The organism is Pseudomonas sp. FP453, assembly GCF_030687495.1.
In the GTDB taxonomy this organism is placed as follows: domain Bacteria; phylum Pseudomonadota; class Gammaproteobacteria; order Pseudomonadales; family Pseudomonadaceae; genus Aquipseudomonas.
Window position 1 is genome coordinate 3,788,825 of the sequence record NZ_CP117435.1, and the last position, 22,124, is coordinate 3,810,948.

A 22,124-nucleotide genomic window follows, 5' to 3' on the forward strand; every position below is an offset into this window, starting at 1 on the left:
TTGGTATTTCAGCGGAACGGTTCTAAGGATCGTCTGATTTCTCCCACGCTCCCCCGTCCCTACAGTGCCGGGATGCGATTAAAGAACGTCCTCCATCAGATCAGTCCGGTCCTTTCCACGCCCTATGCCGCCCGCCGCCTCTTGCGCGTGTTTGCCCTGGTGCTGCTGGTGGGCATTCTCGGCGGCGTGTACAGCTTTTTGTTGTTCACCTTCAACAATGAAGTCTCCCAGCGGCGCAGTTACATGAGCAGCGCCATCGCCGAGGCGCATACCTTTTTCACCACCCGCGAGGCGCTGCTGGAGAGCCTCAGCCTGTCGGCCACACGAGAGGCCGAATTGAACCTGCCGGTCTCCGATGAAGAAATCCGCCTGCTGCTGGGGCATACGCCGGGCCGGCAATGGAGCATCTGGCTGACCCAGCGCATGCGCGATTATTTGCAGGCCAAGCAGCTCAACCTGCTCTATGTCAGCTCCGCAGCCCAGGTGTCGCGGCTATACGACACCACCCCGGCGGCGGCCGACTTTCCGCCGGCGATGCTCGGCCAACTGCAAGCCCTCAAGCATCAGGACGCCTTGCGCGAACTCTGGCTGACCCACGCCAGCGACGGGCACTCGCAGTTGTACATCTTCATTCGCCTGGACGAGCGCGACCCGCAGTCCGGCTGGCTCGGCCTGGAAATGGACGACCGCGAAGTCTCCAATGCCCTGAACGACCACAGCGCCGGCGAGTTCACCATGTTCAATGCTCAGGGCATGCCGCTGTTCACCAACAGCCACAACCCCCCGCCCGGGCAACACCTGCCGCTGCTGCGGCAACAGGACTTCTTCGGCTTTGTCGGCAGCGGCTGGTTGCCCGAGCAATTGGTGTTGCGCAAACAGCTGAAATCCTCGGACTGGCAACTCACCTACTCCATCGACCTGCGCGCGGTGCTCTGGGCCTTGTGGCCGCAAATCAGCGGTGCGCTGCTGTTCTGCCTGCTGAGCATCAGCCTGGTGTGCCTGCTGACCCGGCGCCTGGAGCACCGCTTTATCACACCCGCGATCCACCGCATCCAGGCGCTGGTGGAAAGCGAGCTGTTCAGCCGCGACGTGATCCAGACCGCCCCCGTGGCGCTGTGCGTGCTGCGTCGCACCGACGGCCAGGTCGTGCTGGAAAACACTCTGGCCCAACACTGGCTCGGCCAGAGCAGCGAGCAACTCGGCGCCGGCTGGATCAATGGTGCCTTCGATCCCACCGCGCCGTGCCTCACGGACTACTTCGAGACCGCCGATGGCCGCCATCTGTACCTGAGCTGCGCGCCCACGCGCTACAAAGGCGAAGACGTGTTGCTCTGCGCCTTCAGCGACATCAGCGCGCGCACCCAGATCGAAGCGGCGCTGGAACAGGCGCGCCAGGCCGCCGACACCGCCAACGAAGCCAAGACCCTGTTCCTCGCGACCATGAGCCATGAAATCCGCACACCGCTCTACGGCGTGCTCGGTACCCTGGAACTGCTGGCCCGCACGCGCCTGGACGCGCAACAGAAAAGCTACCTGCGGGCCATCGAAGGTTCCTCCGCGACCCTGTTGCAATTGATCTGCGATGTGCTGGACGTGTCCAAGATCGAAGCCGGGCAACTGGCCCTGGAGTTGAGCGAATTCTCCGTACCGGCGCTGGTGCTGGAAGCGGTACAAGGCTACGCCGCCGCCGCGCACAGCAAGGGTTTGCAACTGTACGCCTGCCTCGACCCGCACTTGCCGGAACGGCTGATCGGCGATGTCAGCCGCGTGCGGCAGATCCTCAACAACCTGCTGAGCAACGCCGTCAAGTTCACCGATTCCGGGCGCGTGGTGCTGCGGGTCAAGCTGCTCAGCCGCGAAGGCGAGCGGGTGTGCCTGCAATGGCAAGTCTCGGACACCGGCAAAGGCATCGCGCCGGCCGACCAGGCGCTGATCTTCGAACCGTTCTACCAGACCGAAGGCAACACCAACGTGGTAGCGGGCACCGGCCTGGGCCTGCCCATCTGCCTGCGCCTGACCCACTTGATGAACGGCACGCTGCGCACGGTCAGCGAGCCCGGCCTGGGCAGCAGTTTTTCCCTGACCCTGCCGTTGGAGCAACCCTGCGCCAGTGCTACGGCTGCGCACCTGAACGAGTTGGCGGCAGAGATCGTCTACGTGATCTCGCCGGTGCGCGAACTGGCCGAGAGCGCCTGTGGCTGGCTGCGCCGCTGGGGCGCCCGGCCGCAGATCGGCGTGTCGTCCTGCCTGGCGCTGGCCGACAACGGCGTGCTCCTGGAGCTGCATCCCGGCCCCATCGAATCCTCCTTCAGCGCGCCCTGGCACGGCCCGCGGGTGATCGCCAGCGGCGAGGGTGGGTTTGCACCGCAATTCACGGGTGGCGGCTGGAAGGTTAACCTCAATGACCTGCACGCCATCCACCAAGCGGTTCACCAAGCCCAGGGCGGCCAGGTGGCCCTGCCGTCAGCGTCAGGCGACCTACGCGACCTGCGCCCGTTGCACCTGCACATCCTGGTGGCCGAAGACAACGTGATCAACCAACTGATCCTGCGTGACCAACTCGAAGAGCTGGGCTGCACCGTGGTCTTGAGCAGCGACGGTGAAGAAGCCTTGTCACGCTGGCACGACGGCGCCTTCGACATCGTGCTCACCGACGTCAACATGCCCAGGCTCAACGGCTACGAACTGGCCGAAGCCCTGCGCAACCTGGGTTGCACCACCCCGATCATCGGCGCCACCGCCAACGCCCTGCGCGGTGAGGATGCCTTGTGCCTGGCGGCGGGCATGAACCAGTGCCTGGTCAAACCTTTTACGCTGCGAGCCTTGTTCAGTGCCCTGGCTCCCTACGAACGAGTCGTTTATGAAGCCCTGTAGCATCCTGATTGTCGAAGACCACCCCTTCCAACACTTGTATTTGCAGAACCTGTTCAACGAGCTGGGGGATTTTCACTTGGAGTGCGCCAAGGACGGCGAGGAAGCCTTGGCCTGCCTGAAAAAGCGCGACTATGACCTGGTGCTCACCGACCTGCTGATGCCGGGCATGGACGGCGTGCAGTTTATCCAGGGCCTGGCCGCGCAACCCTCGCGACCGGCGCTGGCGATCATGAGCGCCGCCTCCCGGCGCATGCTGATGGGCGCCAGCCTGGTGGCAAGCAACCTGCAAGTGAAGGTCATCGGGCTGATTTCCAAACCGGTGAATGCCGCCGCCCTGCGCTGCCTGATCGACCAATTGCAGGTGCTGCGCCATATGGCTCCGGCCGAGACCCAGCCCGGCATTGACCGCCAGAGCCTGTTGAACGCCTTGGACAACGGTGAGCTGCAAGCCTGGTTCCAACCCAAGAAAGCCCTGAACAATGGCCGCATCGTCGCCGCCGAAGCGCTGGTGCGCTGGATTCATCCCGAGCACGGCACGCTGCTGCCGGGGGTGTTCTTGCCCGCGCTGATCGCCTTTAACCTCGAAGAGCGTTTGCTCTGGCGGATACTGGAACAGGCCATCGCCGCCCAAGCCCTGTGGCGCCAAGAGGGCTATGACATCCCCGTCTCGGTCAACCTGCCCACCCACCTGCTCAACAGCCATGACCTGCCGGACCGCATCCTCGCCTTCGTCCACGCACATGAGGGCCTGCCCGCGCGGATCTGCTTCGAACTGATGGAATGCTCGGTGCCCGACGACATCAGCAACTTCTACGCCGGCGCCTGCCGTTTGCGCATCAAGGGCTTTGGCCTGTCCCAGGACGATTTTGGCAAGGGCTACAGTTCGTACATGAACCTGGTGTCGGCGCCGTTTACCGAATTGAAGATCGACCGCGCGCTGGTGCAGGGTTGCAATGCCAACGAAGAAATGGCCCAGGCGCTCACCAGTATCGTCAGCCTGGGGCGCCAATTGGGCCTGACGGTGGTGGCCGAAGGTGTGGAAACTGCGCAAGAACTTGCGCTGTTGCGTAAGATCGACTGCACTCAGGTCCAGGGTTTCCTGATCTCCCACGCCGTGTCTTCGGATCAATTCCAGCAATTGCTGACCCATGACGGGCCGGCGAACGTGTATTGACCCGCAGCAGGCTGTTGACGTACGTCGCTTGCCACCGAGGTCATTGTGTCCAAAGGCTGCTCCCGCTAATGCCCCATCCCAACGCCTTCCTGGAGAAACTGGCGCGCAGTTCGTTGCGCCTGAACAAAGGCCTGATGGTGCTCGGCGCCCTGGTCCTGCTGTTGCTGGGCATCAGTTACCTGGGGGTGCAGCGTGTGATTGATGAACAGCACGACACCTTCCAGTTCCACTTCGCGCGGCTGATGGAAAATATCCAGGAACAGGAAGTCTTCCTGCAGAACATCGCGCGGGAAAGTGTCCAGGACAAGCTGGACCCCTCGACCCTGCTGCCGCCGTATATCCAAAAGCCGCTGCCCGAGGCGGGGCCAAACATCTATGAAGGCCGAGGGCAGCCGTTCTCCTTGCCCTACAGTTTGAAAATCAACCCGGACAAGATCGGCGCCGACCAATACCCCAAAGTCTTCGCCCTCGGCACCTACCTTTCCGCCTACTACAGCGCGTTCTGGGCGGCGTCGCACTACCAGTCGCCCCAGGTGATCCTGCTCAATGGCCCGGACAACTACGACGTGACCGTGCCTGCCGCCGGCCGTTTGCGCGGCGCGGGGCAGATAGCGATCGGCACGCTGGTGGAGGCCATGGCCCCGCTGCACACGCGCCCGGCCGGGCAAAACACGCCAGCGCATCAGGTGCAGTGGCAACCCTACGCGGATGACAGCGGCGCGCCGACCCTGCTGGCCTACGTCGATATCAACCTGACGTCGACCGCGCTGGACATCGAGGGCGCCAATCCCCGGGTGTTCGTGGCGTCGCTGCTGAAACTGGCGCACGTCAACAACATCGAGCGCTTGATGCAGTGGACGACCTACGATGAGTTCACCTTGATCACCCCCGCCGGCGCAGTCCTGACGGGCAGCCTCACGCCTGGCCAGGTGCTGCATGAAGGCGTCAACTTCACCCGCGACGGCCTGGTGTTCAAGCTGATCAGTGCCGGTGCGCAGCACTGGACGGCGATCTACGTCATCAGTATGGCGAGCCTCCTCGACTCCGCCTTGTGGCCCTTGCTCGGCCTGGTGGCCCTGGTGCTGGCGGCGCTTGCCGGCGGCCGCGTGGTCAATCGCTGGTACACCGCAGAGGTGGTACTGCCCGCCCAGCACGCACACGCCAGCATCGCCGAAAGCGAAGCGTTCAGCCGCGCAGTCATCGACACCGCGCCCACCGGCTTGTGCGTGATCCGCCGCAACGATCACCGCGTACTCTTGGAAAACAGACGCGCCCAACAGTGGCACGACACCCGTCAACTGATCGACTTGCTCGAGCAACAACCGCCCACCCAACCCGGCCAGGCGCACCTCGAGATCAACGGCCGCCACCTGCACGTGGCCTTCGTGCCCACCCGTTACCAGGGCCAGGATGCCTGGCTGTGTGCGCTGCATGATGTGACCCGGCATGTCGAAGACGCCGCCGCCCTGGAAGAGGCACGCCACGCCGCCGACTCGGCGAACCAGGCCAAAAGCCGCTTCCTGGCGACCATGAGCCATGAAATCCGCACCCCGTTGTATGGCGTGCTGGGCACCCTGGAGTTGCTCGGCCTCACCCCGCTCGCCCCGCGCCAGCAGGATTACCTGCACACCATCCAGCGCTCCTCGGCCACCTTGTTTCAACTGATCAGCGACGTGCTGGATGTATCGAAGATCGAGGCCGGGCAGATGACCCTTGAACTCCAGGACTTCTGCCCACTGGCGCTGGTCGAAGACAGCGTGCGCACCTACAGCGCCTTCGCCCAAGCCAAGGGCCTGCAACTGTATGCCTGCATCGATCCGGCGCTGCCCAACCGGTTGCGGGGCGACCCGCTGCGCATTCGCCAGATCCTCAATAACCTGCTGAGCAACGCGATCAAGTTCACCGATTACGGCCGCGTGGTGTTGCGCGTAAGGGTGGCGGAACAGGCGGACGGCCAGGTGAACCTGCAGTGGCAAGTGAGTGACTCGGGCGTGGGTATTTCCCAGGAACAACAGCAACAACTGTTCGACCCGTTCTATCAGGTCAACGATGCCACCAGCCAGGCCGGCGCCGGCTTGGGCCTGGCGATCTGCAAATGGCTGTGCGACATGATGCACGGCCAGTTGAACCTGGTCAGCGAACCCGGGCTGGGCAGCAGCTTCACCCTGCAACTCACGTTGCCAGTGGTGCCGGGCGATTTGGCTGACTGTCCCGTGTTCAGCGCAGGAGCACCCGCCGTCTACGTACGCGCCCCCATCGCCGAACTGGCGCAGCACGTCACCGGCTGGCTCAACCGCCTCGGCCTCGACAGCCGCTTGGTGACGGCTGAACCGGCGCCCGACGCAGCGTTGCTGGTGGACCTGCTGCCCGCCGCCAACAGCCCACCCTGGCCGGGACCACGCATCATCGCCGAACCTGGCGGGCCGAACCCCGCGCAACGCACGGGTGCCGATTGGGCCGTCGATGCCCATGACATCCGTGCAATCGCCTGGGCGATTGACCTGGTGCAGCAAGGCGCCCACCCCAACCGCCCCGCGCCGTCGGCCACGCGCCACGACCTGAACCTGCACGTGCTGGTGGCCGAAGACAACGCGATCAACGCGGCGATTATCCAGGAGCAACTGGAAGCCCTGGGCTGCGCGGTGACGCTGACCGCCAACGGCGAACAGGCCCTGGCCCAATGGCTGCCGGGGCGGTTCGACCTGGTCCTCACCGACGTCAACATGCCCGTGATGAACGGCTACCAATTGACCGAAGCCCTGCGCCAGCAGGACACGACGCTGCCGATTATTGGCATCACCGCCAACGCCCTGCGCGAAGAGGGCGAGCGCTGCGCGGCCGTCGGCATGAACGCCTGGATGGTCAAGCCATTGAACCTGGCCACCTTGCGCGCGCAGTTGGAGCAACATTGCCAGATCGCCCTGCCGGCGCCCGTCGAACTGCCACAGCTGTCGCCGAAAATGCGTGAGTTGTTTGTCAGCACACTGCGCCAGGACGTCCACGCCACGCTGGCGGCGATGAACCTCAACGATGCCAACGGCGTAGCCCAGCACCTGCACAGCATGGCCGGCGCCCTCGGCGCGGTGCAGGCCGGTGCCATGGCCACGTCGGCGTTCGTCGCGTTGGAGTGCCGCTTGACCGGCATGGCCATCACCCCGGCCCTGGCCCTGGAAGTGCGGCAGAACCTCGCCCAGCTCAATGCTTTGCTGGATGCCCTCGAATAATTTCACTCTGGATAAACACCCATGGAAATCCTCAACGTTGTCATCGCAGACGATCACCCCATCGTACTGGTCGGGGTCAGGGAGCTGATCGAGCGTAACGAGCGCTTTCGCGTGGTCGGCGAAGCCGTGTGCTCCAATGCGTTGATCAGCCTGCTGGAGTCCACCCGCGTGGACCTGGTGATCACCGACTTCAACATGCCCGGCGATTCGCCCTACGGTGACGGCCTGAAACTGGTGGAGTACCTGACGCGGCACTTCCCCCACGTGCGGGTGCTGGTGCTGACCATGATCTCCAACCCGCTGATCCTCACGCGCCTGCAAGAACTCGGGGTGCTGGCGGTGATCCAGAAGCACCAGTTGCACGACGAGATCCAGGCGGCGCTCAAGGCCATTGCCCGGGGCAACCCGATTCGCCACAGCGGGCCGGCGCCAACATCGGTGATCGAGTCTGGCGCGGACTTGAATGAACGCTTTACCCGGCTGTCGCCCAAGGAACATGAAATCCTGCGTTTATTCGTGGGCGGGCAAAGTGTCAATGAGATCGCCCGAAACTTGAACCGAAGTGCCAAGACCATCAGCACTCAGAAAGTGGCGGCGATGCGCAAGTTAGAAGTTAGCAGCGACCGGGACTTATTGGCTTATTGCATCGAGCGCAACTTGTTCAACTAGCGTTTATTCAAACACTTCAGCTTCTAAGGATCGTCTTATGTCCAACTAAACACCCGCGCTATATCGTGTTGTTTCAACTCCCTGTATGGAAAAACAACATGAAACAGCTTTCTCGGACACTGATGGCCCTGTCGATCTTCGCCGCTGGCCATGCGTTCGCCGCCGAACCTGGCACACCGACCAAAGCCGGTAGCGGCACCATCAACTTCACCGGCTCCATCAACAACGATGCCTGCTCCGTTGAAGGCATCGGCCTGAACAAAACCATCTCGGTCAACATGGGCGAAGTGTCGATCAAAGACATGGGCACCGCCACCGCACCGCAAGGCAGCGGCACCCTGAGCTCCGAGAACTTCGACATGAAGATCAGCTGCAACGCCGGCACCAAAGTGGCGATGCTGTTCGAACCAACCAAAGGCGCAGGCTCGGGTGTTGTGGCCGGCACCAAGGTACTGAAACTGATCGACGGCCTGGGCGCCGCCAAGAACGTCGGTATCGCCCTGCTCGACGCCAACGGTGCACTCATCGACCTGAGCACGCCTGCCACCGCGAAGATCGAAAACACCCTGCAAGACAGCAACACCACGCTGAAATTCTCGGCTGCCTACGTCACCACCGCCGATGCTGCAACGGCTGTGGCCGGCCGTGGCGACGCGACCCTGCCGTTCACCCTGCAATACGAATAAACCGCGCGAACCCCAGGCGCAGTGCAGGGCCTTGCGGCCCTGCACTTTCATCAAACAGCGCGGTAGTTATCATGTTTAAACGTCACACACTGTCCCTCTGCATGGGCCTGTTGGGCTTGCTCGCGGCCAGTCAGGCCACGGCTGGCATTTCATTGAGCAGCACACGCCTGATCTTTGACGGCAGCCACAAGGAAGCCGGTATCACCGTGCGCAACAACGGCGAAGCAGTGCTGATCCAGTCATGGGTCGACACCGACAACGCACCGAACGCACCGTTTGCCGTCACCCCGCCCCTGGCCCGGGTCAATGGCCTGGAGCAACAACTGTTGCGGGTCATCTACGAAGGCGCAGGCATGCCCTCCGACCGTGAATCGGTGGTGTGGCTCAACGTGCAGGAAATCCCCCAGGCGTCGAAAGTGCAGAACACCTTGCAGCTTGCCGTGCGCCAGCGCATCAAAGTGTTCTTCCGCCCAGCGGGCCTGCAGAGCGAGGCTTACCTGGCACCGACCGAACTGATGTGGAGCCTGGCCGAACGTGCCGGCAAGCCGGTGCTGGTGGTGACCAACCCGGGCCTGTATCACGTGTCGGTTGCCGAAATCACCCTGCAAGCCGGCGGCATCAAAGAACATCCTTTTGATTCGATGATGATCGCGCCCGGCGAACAAAAAGAGTTCAGCCTCAAGCAACTTAGCCGGGACAGTTCGCCCACATTGTTGTTCAGCAGCATTAATGACTATGGCGCACAAGACCGCTATACCGCACAACTTTCAAGCAGCGCCGACAGCCGCGCCAGTTTGAATAAAGAATCGCCATAACCCGTCTGCCATTCTGGCAAGCGCACTTTCACTGTATTTCTCTTCGCTCCGTTAGTTCGTATCGGAGGTGATATAGGGTTCCTGCATGTTTTTAATCAAGCGCAATGGATGGTCGCCGCTGCTGGTTGCCCTGGGTTTCAGCACCGCGTGCCAGGCCGACGGCGATGAACAGTTCAATACTTCCTTTCTGCAAGGCGCGGCCTCCTCGGTCGATCTGCAATCCTTGTTGGCCAGCAGCAACGTCCTACCCGGTAACTACCGGGTGGACTTGTATGGCAACGAAACCCTGGTGGGCCGCCGCGATATCGACTTCCGCCGCAACCCCGGCAACGGCAGGATCGAGGCCTGCCTGACCCTGGACATGGTGCAACAACTGGGCGTCGATATCGCCAAGCTACAGGCCAGCGGCAAACTCGAAGGCAGCGACCCTGAGGCCTGCCTCGACCTGCCCACCTTGATCCCCGGTGCCAGCGTGCGCTACGACGTGCCGCGCCTGCGCCTGTTGGTGAGTGTGCCGCAGAGCGCCATGGAGCGCGGCCGCCGTGGCTACGTGGACCCGGCGCTGTGGGATGCCGGCGTGTCGGCGGCGTTTATCAACTACCAGTTGAGCAGCAACCGCAACAGCACCGAGGGGCAAAACACCCTGTCCAACAACCTCGGCCTGCGCAACGGCATCAACCTGGGCGGCTGGCGCTTGCGCAACGAGTCGAACTTCAACAGCAGCACCGACCGCCCCAGCACGTTCAAGAGCAACCGCAGCTACGTGCAACATGACGTGACCGCGTTGAAGGGCCAGTTCAGCGCCGGGGATATTTTCTCCGACGCCGACCTGTTCGACAGCGTGCGCTATCGCGGCGTCAAGCTGGGCTCCGACGACGGCATGCGCGCTGACAGCGAGCGCGGCTATGCGCCGATCATCCGCGGTATCGCGCAAACCAGCGCCACCGTGGAGATCCGCCAGAACAACTACATTCTCTACACCGCCAACGTGCCGCCCGGCCCGTTCGAGATCAGCGACATCTACCCCAGCGGTTCCAACGGCGACCTTGAAATCACCGTGATCGAAGCCGATGGCAGCCGCCGGGTCACGGTACAGGCGTTTTCCAGCCTGCCGATCATGGTGCGCGAAGGCCAACTCAACTACAGCCTGTCGGCGGGCCAATACAACAGCAACAGCGACGGGCAACAATCGCCGCAGTTTTTCAGCAGCACCCTGGCCTACGGCATCAGCAGCAATTTGTCCGGCATCGTCGGCGTGCAGGCCAGCCAGGACTTCAAGGCGATGTCCGTGGGTGTCGGGCGCAACACGCCGATCGGCGCCGTGTCGCTGGACATGACCCACTCCGCCAGCCGTACCTTCGGCCAGGCCGTCACGGGCAACAGCCTGCGCGCGTTGTATGCCAAGACGTTTACCGGCACCGACACCAGCTTCACCCTCGCGGCCTACCGCTACTCCACCGAGGGCTATCGCACCCTCACCGAGCACGTCGAGGAACTGAGCAGCGACGGCCAACGGCGTACCGGCAACTCGAAAACCCGCACCGACCTCACCGTCAACCAGAGCCTTGGCCGCAACCAGAATTACGGCAGCGTCTATGTGAACGCCAGCGACCAGCGCTACTGGAGCCGTGGCGGTTCGCAAAGCCTGTCGGCGGGCTACAGCAACTATTGGGGTCAGGTTAGCTACAACGTTGGCGCCACCTACACCAAGGATGTGGGCAACGCCGGGCCGTCGAACAATGACACCCTGATCAACCTGTCGCTGTCGTTTCCGCTCGGCTCGACCCCGCGCGCGCCGAGGGCGTTTGTTTCCTCCAGCACGTAGAAAAACAACGACACCACCCAAGTGGGCGTCAACGGCTACCTGACCGACGACAGTGACACCTATTACTCGCTGCAAGGCGGCAACAGCAGCACCGGCGGCAGCACCGGCTCGGCCAATCTCAGCACGCGCACTTCGGTGATGGATGTCAGTGCCAGTTACAGCCAGGGCCGTGGGTACAACTCGCAGAGCCTGAATGTCGCCGGCTCGGTGGTCGGCCACGCGGGTGGGATAAACCTGGGGCAAACCGTGGGCGAGACCTTTGCCCTGGCGCAAGTCGAAGGCGTGACCGGGGTCAACATCGGCAGTTTTTCCGGGGCCAAGACCGGCAGCAATGGCTACGCGGTGGTACCCAATGCGCAACCCTATCGGGTCAACTGGATCAGCCTCGACACCCGCGACCTGGGCGCCGATATCGAGATCGACAACGCCACCCAACAAGTGGTGCCGCGACGCGGTGCCGTGGTGGTGGCGCGCTATGTCAGCAAGACCGGGCGCCGCGTGCAATTCGCGCTGTTCGATGCCAAGCAGCAGCCGATTCCGTTTGGTGCTTCAGTGGAAGACAGTGCGGGCAAGCAGATGGCGATTTCCGATCCCAACGGCAAGGCGCTGGCCTTGGTCGAGCAGGATGCAGGTACGTTGGTGATCAAGTGGGGTGAGCAGCAGTGCCGGGCGAGCTATGCGCTGGGGGAACGCAACAAGGCGTTGAACTATGAGCGGGTGGACTTGAGGTGCGCCCCGCAACCCTGAGACCACCACTGAACAACTGTGGGAGCTGGCTTGCCTGCGATAGCGGTGTATCAGTCATGTATTAAGTGACTGATACACCGTTATCGCAGGCAAGCCAGCTCCCATATTTTTTACTGCATAAGGCTTAGAAGTCGCGTTTGTAGAAGATGTCCAACGAGCTGGCCACGCCACTCGCCACTTCCAGATACACCTTCTTGCTCAACAGATACCGCAGCGCAATCGTGCTCGCCGGTTCAAACACCCCCACCCCGTAACGCAGGCTGAGTTTCTCGGTGATCTTGCCGCTGGCCACCACCGCCGTGGTCGTGCCGCTGCCTTGGGTGTCGAGTTCAAAGTCCTGGATACCCAGGTTCTTCGCCAGGTCCGACGTGACCCCGGCGCTGCCCATCAAGCCCAGACCCAGTGCGGCTTGGGCGAGCATATTATTGTCTTCGCCGGTGGTGGTCAGCGGACGCCCCAGCACCAGGTAGGACAACGCCTGCTCCTGGCTCATGGCCGGTTCGGAGAAGATTTGCGTGGTGGGTTGTTCGGCGCTGCCGCTCAGGCGGATACCGGCGATGATGTCGTCGGTCTTGCGGATCGCTTCGATGTCCAGGTACGGCTGGTCCAGGGGGCCGGCGAACAACAGGCGCGCGCGGCGCACGTCGAGCTTCTGGCCGTAGGCGCGGTAGCGGCCGTCGTTGAGCCACAGCTCGCCACGGGTGTCGAGGTTGTCGCCGATGTGCACATGGCCCTGCACCTTGGCGGTGAGGCCGAAGCCCGAGAAGTTGAGCTTGTCCTCGCCCACCACCACATCGATGTCCATGGCCATGGCCATCGCCGGTTTGCCTTCTTCGGTCTGGCTGCCGACGATCACCGTGTCATCGGACACCTTCACGGTGGACGGCGGCAGCTCACGCACGGTGATGTCGCCGCGGGGGATCTGCACCTTGCCGGCAATGGCCAGCTTGTCGTCCTTGAGGCTGATCTTCAGGTCGGGCGCCACTTCCAGCACGGCATAGGGTTCCACCGTGACCGGCAGTTGCGCGCCTTGCAGGCTGAGGTCCACCGCCAAGGCGCGGCCCCAGTCGATCTGGCCCTTGAGACTGCCCTGCCCGGCCTTGCCGCTGCGCCAGCCACCGTTGAGCTGCACGCTCTCGCCGGCAATCAGCGCCTGCACGTTGAGGCCTTCGAGGCTGATGGGCAGTTCAGGCCCGGAGATCTCGCCGCCCACCAGGTTGATATTGCCGTTGACCAGCGGTGCCAGCAGGCCGCCGCTGATGCGCCCGTTGCCATTGAGCTTGCCGCTGAGGGTTTCCACCATCGGCACAAACGGCCGCGCCACGGCGAGGTCGAGGCCGACCAGGCTGAAATTGCCGGTCATCGGTTTGTTCTTCGGCAGCGGGTTGATCTGCGCCTGCACCATCAGCTCGCCGAGTTTGCCGCCACGGAAGTTCAGCTGGGTGTCGATGCGCTTGGGGTTGAGGGTGGTTTCCAGCTTCAGGGTGTCATACGGGAAGTCCAGCCACTGGTCCTTGTCCTTGACACGCAAGGTGCCGCCGCTGGCGTCCACCGCGACCACGCCCTTGGGGCCGCTGCTGGGCAGGTCCAGTTGCAGGTCGGCGTTGAGCTTGCCTTGCCATGCGAAGTCCTTGGGCAGAAACGCCGCCAGGCTCTCGATGGGGAATTGCTTGAGGTGGTAACGCAGCTTCGGCTCGGGCATCAGGCGCTGGTCTTCACCACACAGGCTGGCGGGGCCGGACACCCAGCAGTGCGCAGAGAACGTCAGCTTGCCGTCAGCCATGTAGTCGATTTTCGCCGGCGCTTGCAGCTTCCAGTCCTGGCCACCGGCTTGCACGTCGCCACTGGCCAGGCGCCCGCGCCAGTTGCCTTTGTCGAGATTGCCGTCCAATGCCAGGGCGAGCTTGAGCAGCGGGCCGGCCAGGTCCAGTTGGACTTTCTGGTTCTTGATATCGCCCTGGGCGCTGGCGGTCAGGGTGCCGACCTGGGTGTCACCGGTTTGAATGCCGCTGCCCTTGAGGTCGATCTTCGCGCGCTGGGCGCTGTCCAGCGTGGCGTCGAGGTTCAGGCTTTGCAGGCGATTGTCGGCAAACGCCAGTTGCTGGCCCTTGAGGCCGAGCTTGCCTTGGGGCGCCTTGAGGCTGCCGGCGACGTCGAGACGGCCATTGATTTGCCCGCGCAACTGCGGCCACAGCTGGGCCAGGCGCGCCAGCTTGATATCGATCTGCCCGGCCAGGCGTTGTTGCAGGCTGCCACTGCCGTTGATGCGGTTGTCGCCCAGGCGGATGTCGAGGTTGGCCAGGGTCCATTGTTCGCCGGCACCTTCGGCCTTGGCCGCAAGCACAGCGGTTTTGCCCGCGCAGGCGGCCCTTGAGGTCGAGGTCGGCGTTCAGCTTGAGTTGCTCGTTCTTCAATTCGCCCTTGCTGCGCAGCGGCCCGGCAAGGGTGCCGGGCAGTTCCGCGACCCAGTACGCCGGGTTCAGCGCCGACAGGTCCAGCGCGGTGTCCCAGGCGATGCCATCGGCGAACTGCACATTCAGGTGGCCTTCGGCCTTGCCCTGGCCGGCGGTGAGTTTCAGCTGGCAGGAAGATTTGCTTGAGGTCGCCACTGAACGGCGTGACCACGTTGAACTTGCCGGCCGGGCCGTCGAGATCGGCCTTGAGGTTGCCCAGGTAGTTGCCGTCTTTATAGGAAATCTCGCCATTGAAGGTACGCAACGCCACCTGCGGCTCGTCGATCAGCGGATACAGACGGTGCCAGGGAAAGTCCAGCCAAGCGATCTTGGCGTCGGCACTGAAGCCTTGCTGCCAATCCAGTTGGGCCGTGAGCTTGAGGCTTTGTTTATCGCTTGCGGTCAGGTCCAGGCCGGCGATCTGCGCGCCCTTGGCATCGACCCGGCCTTGCAGCAGCAGGTCCACCGGACCTTTTTCCGCAGGCAGCACGGCCTTGCCCAGCAGTTGGTAACCGCTTTTCAGGTCGCCTTTGGCCGTGAGGTCCAGTTGATTGAGTTGCAGGGTGTCGGGCAGGTCGGCGCTGGCTTTGAAGCCATCGGCGGTGATGTGCAGTTCGGCCGGGAGGTTGTCCGCCAGGGGTTGCAGCTCGCCTTTGAGCTTGGCGGGCAGGTAGCCGTTGCTGTCGGCGTCGAGTTTGAGGGTCTTGAGCAGGTCGCCATCGACCTTCAACGCGACCGTCCACGGCGCGCCGCCTGGCGCGTAAGGCAGGCTCAGGTTACCGGTGGCACTCAATGGCCAGTCGCCAGTGGGTTGCAGCAAGCCCGCCAGGTCCAGGACCAAACCGTCGCGTTGCAGGTGCACTGCATCGATCTGCATGCCGGCGGCGGTCCAGTGCGCGGCCAGTTGCAGGCCCTTGAGTTCTTCGCTGCCGTTGAACAGCAGGCTGCCGACGCGAACGTCGCCCAGCTGGATCGCCACCGGCAGTTTCAACTCGGGCAATTGGATCGGCCCGCTGCTCTCCTCGGTGCTGGGTGGAAATTGCAGGCTGACCTGCTCCACGTCCAGTTGGTTGACGCACAAGGTCATGCGCAACAGGCACGCGGGCGACCAATCCAATGTCGGTGCCTTCAGCTCGACGCGGCTGCTGTCCTGTTGCCACAGCAGGTGATCGGCACTCCAGCGCCCACCCAAATGCCCCTGGAAATTCTCCACGCTCAAGCCCGGTACACGGCCCAAGGCCCAGCGGCTGCCCGCCTGGGTGCCGAGTACCGCCCACAATGCCAGCACCAGCCCGGCGAGGATCGCCACCACGGCCAGCCCCGCTATTTTCACACCACGCATCACAACTCAGGCCCCATGGAAAAGTGCAATCGAACGCCGCCCGGATCTTCGAGGGCATGCGCCAGGTCGAGGCGGATCGGCCCCACCGGCGAAACCCAGCGGATACCGACGCCCACGCCGGTCTTCAAGCTGGGCATTTCCAGGGTGTTAAACGAGTTGCCCTGGTCGATGAACGTTGCGATCCGCCATTTTTCGGCGATGGAATATTGATACTCGGCGCTGAGGGCCACCATGTAGCGGCCACCAATGCGGTCACCCCGGTCGTTCTCGGGTGACAGGGTCTGGTACTCGTAGCCGCGCACGCTCTGGTCGCCACCGGCAAAGAAACGCAGCGACGGCGGCACCGATTTGTAGCCATTGGTGGCACTGCCGCCCACCTGGGCGCGGGCGAGGAAGCGATGGTTGTCCCACAAGGTGGTCAGGCCTTTGACCATGGCCGTGCCGTACAGCAGGTTGGTGTCGGAGCCGAGGCCCTCCTTGGCCACCTTGGAATCAAATTGCAGGCGGTAGCCGTTATGCGGGTCGATGCGGTTGTCGCTGCGCAGGTAGGAATAGCTGATGCCCGGCATCACCAGGTTACTGAGGCCGGAGTCGTTGCCCAGGCGATATTCTTCGCGTTGGTACTTGAGCGAGATCACCCGGGTCCAGCCGCTGGGCAACTTGCTGTGCCATTCGGGGCCGAGGGTGAGCAATTTGCTCAGGGTGTCGGTGTTGGCCAGTTCTTCGTTCTGGTAACCGCCGGCGAAGCGCAGTTTGTCGGTGAGCGGTGGGTCCAGCGGCACGTCGTACCACAGGCCGACGTTCTGGCGCGGCGCCGACAGTTCGGCCTCCCAGCCATAACTGTGGCCCTGCGGGTTGACCCAGTGCCGGGTCCAGTTCGCCTTGCCGCGCGGGCCGACGTCGGTCGAGTAGCCCAGGCCCAGGCCCATGGTGCGCGGCTTGCGGGTTTGCAGTTGCACGGCCACCGGGATCACATCGTTGGTTGAAGCGGCGGGCGCGGCGTCCACGCGCACGCCTTCGAAAAAACCGCTGGCTTGCAGGTTCTGGTTGAGTTCGGCGATCAGTTCGGAGTCGTAGGGCGCGCCACTTTTGAACGGCACCATGCGTTGCAGCAGTTCGTCATCAAACGGCGTGTCGCCCTTGAAGTTGACCTGGCCCAAGGTGTAGCGCGGGCCGCTGTCGTAGATCAGTTCGATATCGGCCACACCCGCCTGCGGGTCCACCGCGAGTTTCTGGCTGGTAAAGCGCCCGCTGAAAAAGCCGTAGCGCGAGGCCTGGTTCTGGATCAGACGCTTGGCGTCTTCGTAATGGCCGTGGTTGAGCACGGCGCCGGATTTGAGGTCGTCGCTGGTGGGCACGCGAAACGCCTTGAGGTTGGCGGCCTGGCCGTCCACACGAATGGTCACGTTGCGCAAATGCACCGGCTCGCCGGGGTCGATGGTGAGGATCAGGCGCGGGTTCTTGCCGCCCTTCACGTCACTCTCGATCTGTGGCTGATAGAAGCCCAGGGCCTGGGCCGCTTTGCGCGCCTGCTCCTCGGCGCCACGGCTGAACCGCAGCAACGCTTCTTCATCACGATCGCCCACCCCGCCGATATAGCCTTCGATGTTGGCTTTCAACGCGTCGTTTGAGGGTTTGATCCGCACGTCCAATTCGCTTTGCGCCAAGGCGCCGCAGCTTGTGAACAGCAGAATCAAGCCGCTGGTACATCTTCCTGGAAACTTCATAGGCGGGGATGCTACACGAGCCGGGGAGATTCTTTGAACCCGGATTTATCTGAATAATTCTGGATCAAGGCGTTGCAGCATGTAACCGCTGTGGATTGGCGTGGAAAAACACATGCTCCAGGATCGGTCCTACGGCGACTTCACCGATCTCCTCGTAGCCCTGGCGTTTATAGAATTCCAGATAGCGAGAATTCCCCGTGTCCAAGACCACGCCGGACGAATGCGGGTCTTCGGCACACCAGTTGTGCACCGCCTCCAGCAGTTGCTCACCGTAGTGCTTGCCCTGGAACTGCGGGTGAATGCCCAGCAGCGGCAGCATATGCACCGCCTCGCCGGGCAGGCACGCCAGCACCGCGTGATGGTAGTCCAGGTAACGCCGGGTACCACGCACGCCGGTGCTCAGCCACATGCGCAGTTGCCAGGCCCAACTCTCGGTAATCCCCAGGCGGCGTTGCGGCGGCGCAATCAGGGCGATGCCGATCAGGCGGTCGTTGACGAACAGGCCAATGGCGGGAAGTTTCTGGAAGAAATGCTGCTTGACCAGTTCACGCACAGTGGCGCGCACACGTTGTTCATAACCTGGGCGTTCGGCCTCGAAGATGTAGGCGAACGTCGGCTCGTGCCGATAGGCCTGGTACAACAGGGAGCGGGCCTCGCGGGAATAGCCGCTGTTGAGCAGGCGGATTTCGGCGGTGGCAGTGGACGTGTCCGGCATACAGTTGATCTCCCTGGGCGCCACTGAAAAGGATGGCGTTCTTATGGGTACGAACCTACGCGACTCCAGTCGTTCCCAGACATTAGCAGTGCAAGTGCCCTACCGCCACGCTGGCCCCCGTCCGACTTGTCGGCTAGCATCGCCCTTTTGCCAAGACTGGACTGCCGACCATGAAAATCGTCTCCTTCAATATCAACGGGCTGCGCGCCCGCCCTCATCAGCTGGCGGCACTGATCGAGAAGCACCAACCGGACGTGATCGGCCTGCAAGAAACCAAGGTCCACGACGACCAGTTCCCCCTGGCCGAAGTGCAGGCCCTTGGCTATCACGTGTACTACCACGGGCAAAAAGGCCACTACGGCGTCGCCCTGCTCTCGCGCCAACCGGCGTTGAGCCTGCACAAGGGTTTCGCCAGCGATGAAGAAGACGCCCAGCGTCGCTTTATCTGGGGCACGTTCGCCGACGAAAACGGTAACCCGATCACCATCATGAACGGCTATTTCCCACAAGGTGAAAGCCGCGACCATCCGACCAAGTTCCCGGCGAAGAAGCGCTTCTACGAAGACCTGCAACAGTTGCTGGAAAGCCAGTTCAGCAATGACCAGCCGGTGGTGGTGATGGGCGATATCAACATCTCCCCGGAAGACATCGACATCGGCATCGGCGCCGACAACGCCAAGCGCTGGCTGAAAACCGGCAAGTGCAGCTTCCTGCCGGAAGAGCGTGAGTGGATGGCGCGCCTGAAAAACTGGGGCCTGGTGGACAGCTTCCGTCACCTGAACCCGGACGTGGCCGACCGTTTCAGCTGGTTTGACTACCGCAGCCGTGGGTTTGAGGACGAGCCCAAGCGTGGGCTGCGGATTGACGTGATTTTGGCGTCCAATGGCTTGCTGCCACGGGTCAAGGATGCGGGGGTGGATTATGAATTGCGGGGGTTGGAAAAGCCGTCTGATCATGCGCCGATCTGGCTTGAGCTGAGCTGATCCCAGGTTCTACCCAATCAAAACTGTGGGAGCGGGCTTGCCCGCGATTGCAGTGGGTCAGTCACCAGATACTTGGCTGATACACCGCTATCGCGGGCAAGCCCGCTCCCACATTTTGATCTGCTGAGCATCAGTCATATTGCTGAAACCTTACTGACTTATTCTCGCGGCACTCCCTTTGGCTTGAGAAGGTGCCGGCATGAGGCTGCGCGTTCTGTTCCTGCTGGTCCTGTTTCCCCTGTCCGCCGTTGCTGCCTCCCTGCCCGTTCCCGATCAAGGCCCTGCATTGCGCATCCAGGGTTCCAACACCATTGGCGCGGCGCTCGGGCCGGCGCTGGTCAAGGGGCTGCTGGAGCATCAGGGCTTGCAGGCGGTACACAGCGAACCGGCACAAGGCGCCAACGAACAGCGCGTGGTCGGCAAGACGCGCCAGGGCAAGATCGTCAGCATCGAAGTCGCCGCCCATGGTTCCAGCACCGGTTTCACCGCGTTGAAAAAATCCTCTGCCGACCTGGCGGCGTCCTCCCGCCCCGATCAAAGACAGTGAACTGGTAGACCTCGAACCCCTCGGCGACCTGAAAAGCCCCGACGCCGAACAAGTGATCGCCATCGATGGCCTCGCCATCATCCTCAACCCGCAAAACCCGTTGACCACCCTGAACACCGAACAACTGGCGCAGATCTTCAATGGCGAGATCAGCACCTGGGAAGCCCTGGGCGGTGTCGGCGGAAACATTCATTTATATGCGCGCGATGACCAGTCCGGCACCTACGACACTTTCAAGGAACTGGTGCTGCGCCTGCGCGGCAAACCGCTGGCGGCGACGGCCAAACGCTTCGAGTCCAGCGAAGCGTTGTCAGATGCGGTCAGCCAGGACCCGCAAGGCATTGGTTTTATCGGCCTGCCCTACGTGCGCCAGGCCAAGGCGGTGGCGATTGTCGACGGTGATTCGCAGCCGATGCTGCCGTTGAACAGCTTGATTGCCACCGAAGATTACCCGCTGTCGCGGCGGTTGTTTTTCTACCTGCCGCCGTCCAGCCACAACCCGTGGGCCAAGGCGCTGGTGGACTTTACCCAGAGCAGCAAGGGCCAGGCGATTGTCGCGGCCAGCGGGTTTATTGCGCAGCAGGTGCAGGCGATGGCCGTGGAGCCACGTTCGTCGATGCCTGAGGACTATCAAGGCATCGCCCGCGAGGCCCAGCGCTTGACCGTGAACTTTCGCTTCGAAGAAGGCAGCGCCAGCCTCGACAACAAGGCCCGCCAGGATTTGCAACGGGTGGTGGCGTATTTGAAAGGCCATGACAAGCTCGACCGGCAGGTCACGCTGGTGGGGTTTGGCGATGCCAAGGATGATCCGCAGCGGGCGGCGTTGCTGTCGAAATTGCGCGGCATGGCGGTGCGGCGCGAGTTGGTCAAGAGCGGTGTGGTGCCGAGGGATATTCGCGGGTTTGGTGCGCAGATGCCGGTGGCGGCGAATACGGCGGATGAGGGCCGGATCAAGAATCGGCGGGTGGAGGTTTGGGTGTACTGAGGCTTGGGGGTTGGGTTGTGGCGACTGGCCTCATCGCGGGCAAGCCCGCTCCCACACTTTGATTTGTGAACACATTCAAAATGTGGGAGCGGGCTTGCCCGCGATGCAGGCGACGCGGTGTTACTGCCCGCTACGCATCAACTCCCGAGGCACATACTTGCCAATCTCAAACTTGCCAATCGCCGCCCGGTGTACTTCGTCCGGGCCATCGGCCAGGCGCAGGGTGCGTTGCATGGCGTACATGTAGGCCAGCGGGAAGTCGTTGGACACCCCGGCGCCGCCGTGGATCTGGATCGCGCGGTCGATCACCTTCAACGCCACGTTCGGCGCGACGACCTTGATCTGGGCGATTTCGCTTTTCGCCACTTTGTTGCCCACGGTGTCCATCATGTACGCCGCTTTCAGGGTCAGCAGGCGCGCCATGTCGATCTCCATGCGCGAGTCAGCGATCTTGTCGATATTGCCGCCCAGACGGGCCAGTGGCTTGCCGAACGCGGTACGGCTGACGGCGCGTTTGCACATCAGTTCCAGCGCACGTTCGGCCATGCCGATGGAGCGCATGCAGTGGTGGATACGGCCCGGGCCAAGGCGGCCCTGGGCGATTTCAAAGCCGCGGCCTTCGCCGAGCAGGACGTTTTCGTACGGTACACGGACGTTGTCGAAGAACACTTCGGCGTGGCCGTGCGGTGCGTCGTCGTAGCCGAATACTGGCAGCGGACGTACGATTTTTACCCCGGGGGTATCCACCGGCACCAGGATCATCGAGTGCTGCTGGTGGCGCGGTGCGTCGGGGTTGCTCAGGCCCATGAAGATCAGGATCTTGCAGCGCGGGTCGCAGGCGCCGGAGGTCCACCATTTCTTGCCGTTGATCACCCACTCGTCGCCCTGGCGCTCGGCGCGGGCGGCCATGTTGGTGGCGTCGGAGGACGCGACGTCCGGTTCGGTCATGGCGAACGCGGAACGGATCTCACCGCGCAGCAGCGGCTCAAGCCAGCGCTGTTTCTGCTCGGCGTTGGCGTAGCGCACCAGTACTTCCATGTTGCCAGTGTCGGGGGCGGAGCAGTTGAACGGCTCCGGGCCCAGCAGCGAGCGGCCCATGATTTCTGCCAATGGCGCGTATTCGAGGTTGGTCAGGCCGGCACCCAGCTCGGATTCCGGCAGGAACAGGTTCCACAGGCCTTCGGCTTTGGCCTTGGCCTTCAGCTCTTCCATGATCGCGGTGGGCTGCCAGCGGTCACCTTCATTGACCTGGCGTTCGAACACCGGCTCGGCCGGGTAGACGTATGTGTCCATAAACGCGGTGACGCGTTCACGCAGTTCCTGAACCTTGGGCGAATAGGCGAAATCCATGAGCAGCT

Annotated in this window: 10 protein-coding genes and 3 pseudogenes; 9 read left to right on the forward strand and 4 right to left on the reverse strand. The window is 62.9% G+C overall.

The window, feature by feature from the left end; translation table 11 throughout:
* The first annotated feature begins 72 nt into the window (after positions 1–72).
* The 7 genes and pseudogenes from PSH87_RS17020 (at position 73) to PSH87_RS17050 (ending at position 12,014) form a co-directional block, all read left to right on the forward strand.
* Positions 73–2,874 (forward strand): ATP-binding protein, encoded by a 2,802-nt coding sequence (locus PSH87_RS17020; protein WP_305430339.1) that lies wholly within the window; start codon positions 73–75, stop codon positions 2,872–2,874.
* On the forward strand, positions 2,861–4,048 hold the full coding sequence (locus tag PSH87_RS17025; protein WP_017734197.1) for an EAL domain-containing protein: 1,188 nt from the start codon (positions 2,861–2,863) through the stop codon (positions 4,046–4,048). The genes PSH87_RS17020 and PSH87_RS17025 overlap by 14 nt, the downstream gene beginning before the upstream one ends.
* A 68-nt stretch (positions 4,049–4,116) precedes the next feature.
* Positions 4,117–7,272: a hybrid sensor histidine kinase/response regulator gene (locus PSH87_RS17030; protein WP_305430341.1), complete on the forward strand. Its 3,156-nt coding sequence runs from the start codon at positions 4,117–4,119 to the stop codon at positions 7,270–7,272.
* Between the two features lie 21 nt (positions 7,273–7,293).
* Positions 7,294–7,941 carry a response regulator gene (locus PSH87_RS17035; protein WP_305430343.1) on the forward strand — a complete coding sequence of 216 codons (648 nt, stop codon included), beginning with the start codon at positions 7,294–7,296 and terminating at the stop codon, positions 7,939–7,941.
* 98 nt (positions 7,942–8,039) lie between these two features.
* Positions 8,040–8,627 carry a fimbrial protein gene (locus PSH87_RS17040; RefSeq protein WP_305430345.1) on the forward strand — a complete coding sequence of 196 codons (588 nt, stop codon included), beginning with the start codon at positions 8,040–8,042 and terminating at the stop codon, positions 8,625–8,627.
* 71 nt (positions 8,628–8,698) lie between these two features.
* A complete protein-coding gene (locus tag PSH87_RS17045; protein WP_305430347.1) occupies positions 8,699–9,442 on the forward strand; it encodes a molecular chaperone in 744 nt (247 codons plus the stop codon).
* 85 nt (positions 9,443–9,527) lie between these two features.
* A pseudogene (locus PSH87_RS17050) lies at positions 9,528–12,014 on the forward strand (fimbria/pilus outer membrane usher protein).
* A gap of 124 nt (positions 12,015–12,138) precedes the next feature.
* Here PSH87_RS17050 and PSH87_RS17055 read toward each other — a convergent pair.
* The 3 genes and pseudogenes from PSH87_RS17055 to PSH87_RS17065 all read right to left on the reverse strand — a co-directional run bounded on the left by PSH87_RS17055 (position 12,139) and on the right by PSH87_RS17065 (position 18,251).
* Positions 12,139–15,812, reverse strand: a pseudogene (locus PSH87_RS17055) (translocation/assembly module TamB domain-containing protein).
* Positions 15,809–17,536 (reverse strand): autotransporter assembly complex family protein, encoded by a 1,728-nt coding sequence (locus PSH87_RS17060; RefSeq protein ID WP_305430349.1) that lies wholly within the window; start codon positions 17,534–17,536, stop codon positions 15,809–15,811. Before PSH87_RS17060 ends, PSH87_RS17055 begins: the two are co-directional and overlap by 4 nt.
* Before the next feature lie 64 nt (positions 17,537–17,600).
* Positions 17,601–18,251, reverse strand: coding sequence for an N-acetyltransferase (locus tag PSH87_RS17065; protein WP_305430351.1), 651 nt, complete (start codon positions 18,249–18,251; stop codon positions 17,601–17,603).
* A 170-nt stretch (positions 18,252–18,421) separates the two neighbouring features.
* Here PSH87_RS17065 and xthA point away from each other — a divergent pair, with 170 nt between their 5' ends.
* Positions 18,422–19,234 (forward strand): exodeoxyribonuclease III, encoded by an 813-nt coding sequence (gene xthA, locus PSH87_RS17070; protein WP_017737720.1) that lies wholly within the window; start codon positions 18,422–18,424, stop codon positions 19,232–19,234.
* A gap of 199 nt (positions 19,235–19,433) precedes the next feature.
* Positions 19,434–20,766 (forward strand): annotated as a pseudogene (locus PSH87_RS17075) (substrate-binding domain-containing protein).
* Between the two features lie 120 nt (positions 20,767–20,886).
* Here the strand turns inward: PSH87_RS17075 and PSH87_RS17080 are convergent.
* Positions 20,887–22,116, reverse strand: coding sequence for an acyl-CoA dehydrogenase (locus PSH87_RS17080; protein ID WP_017737718.1), 1,230 nt, complete (start codon positions 22,114–22,116; stop codon positions 20,887–20,889).
* Positions 22,117–22,124 lie beyond the last annotated feature (8 nt).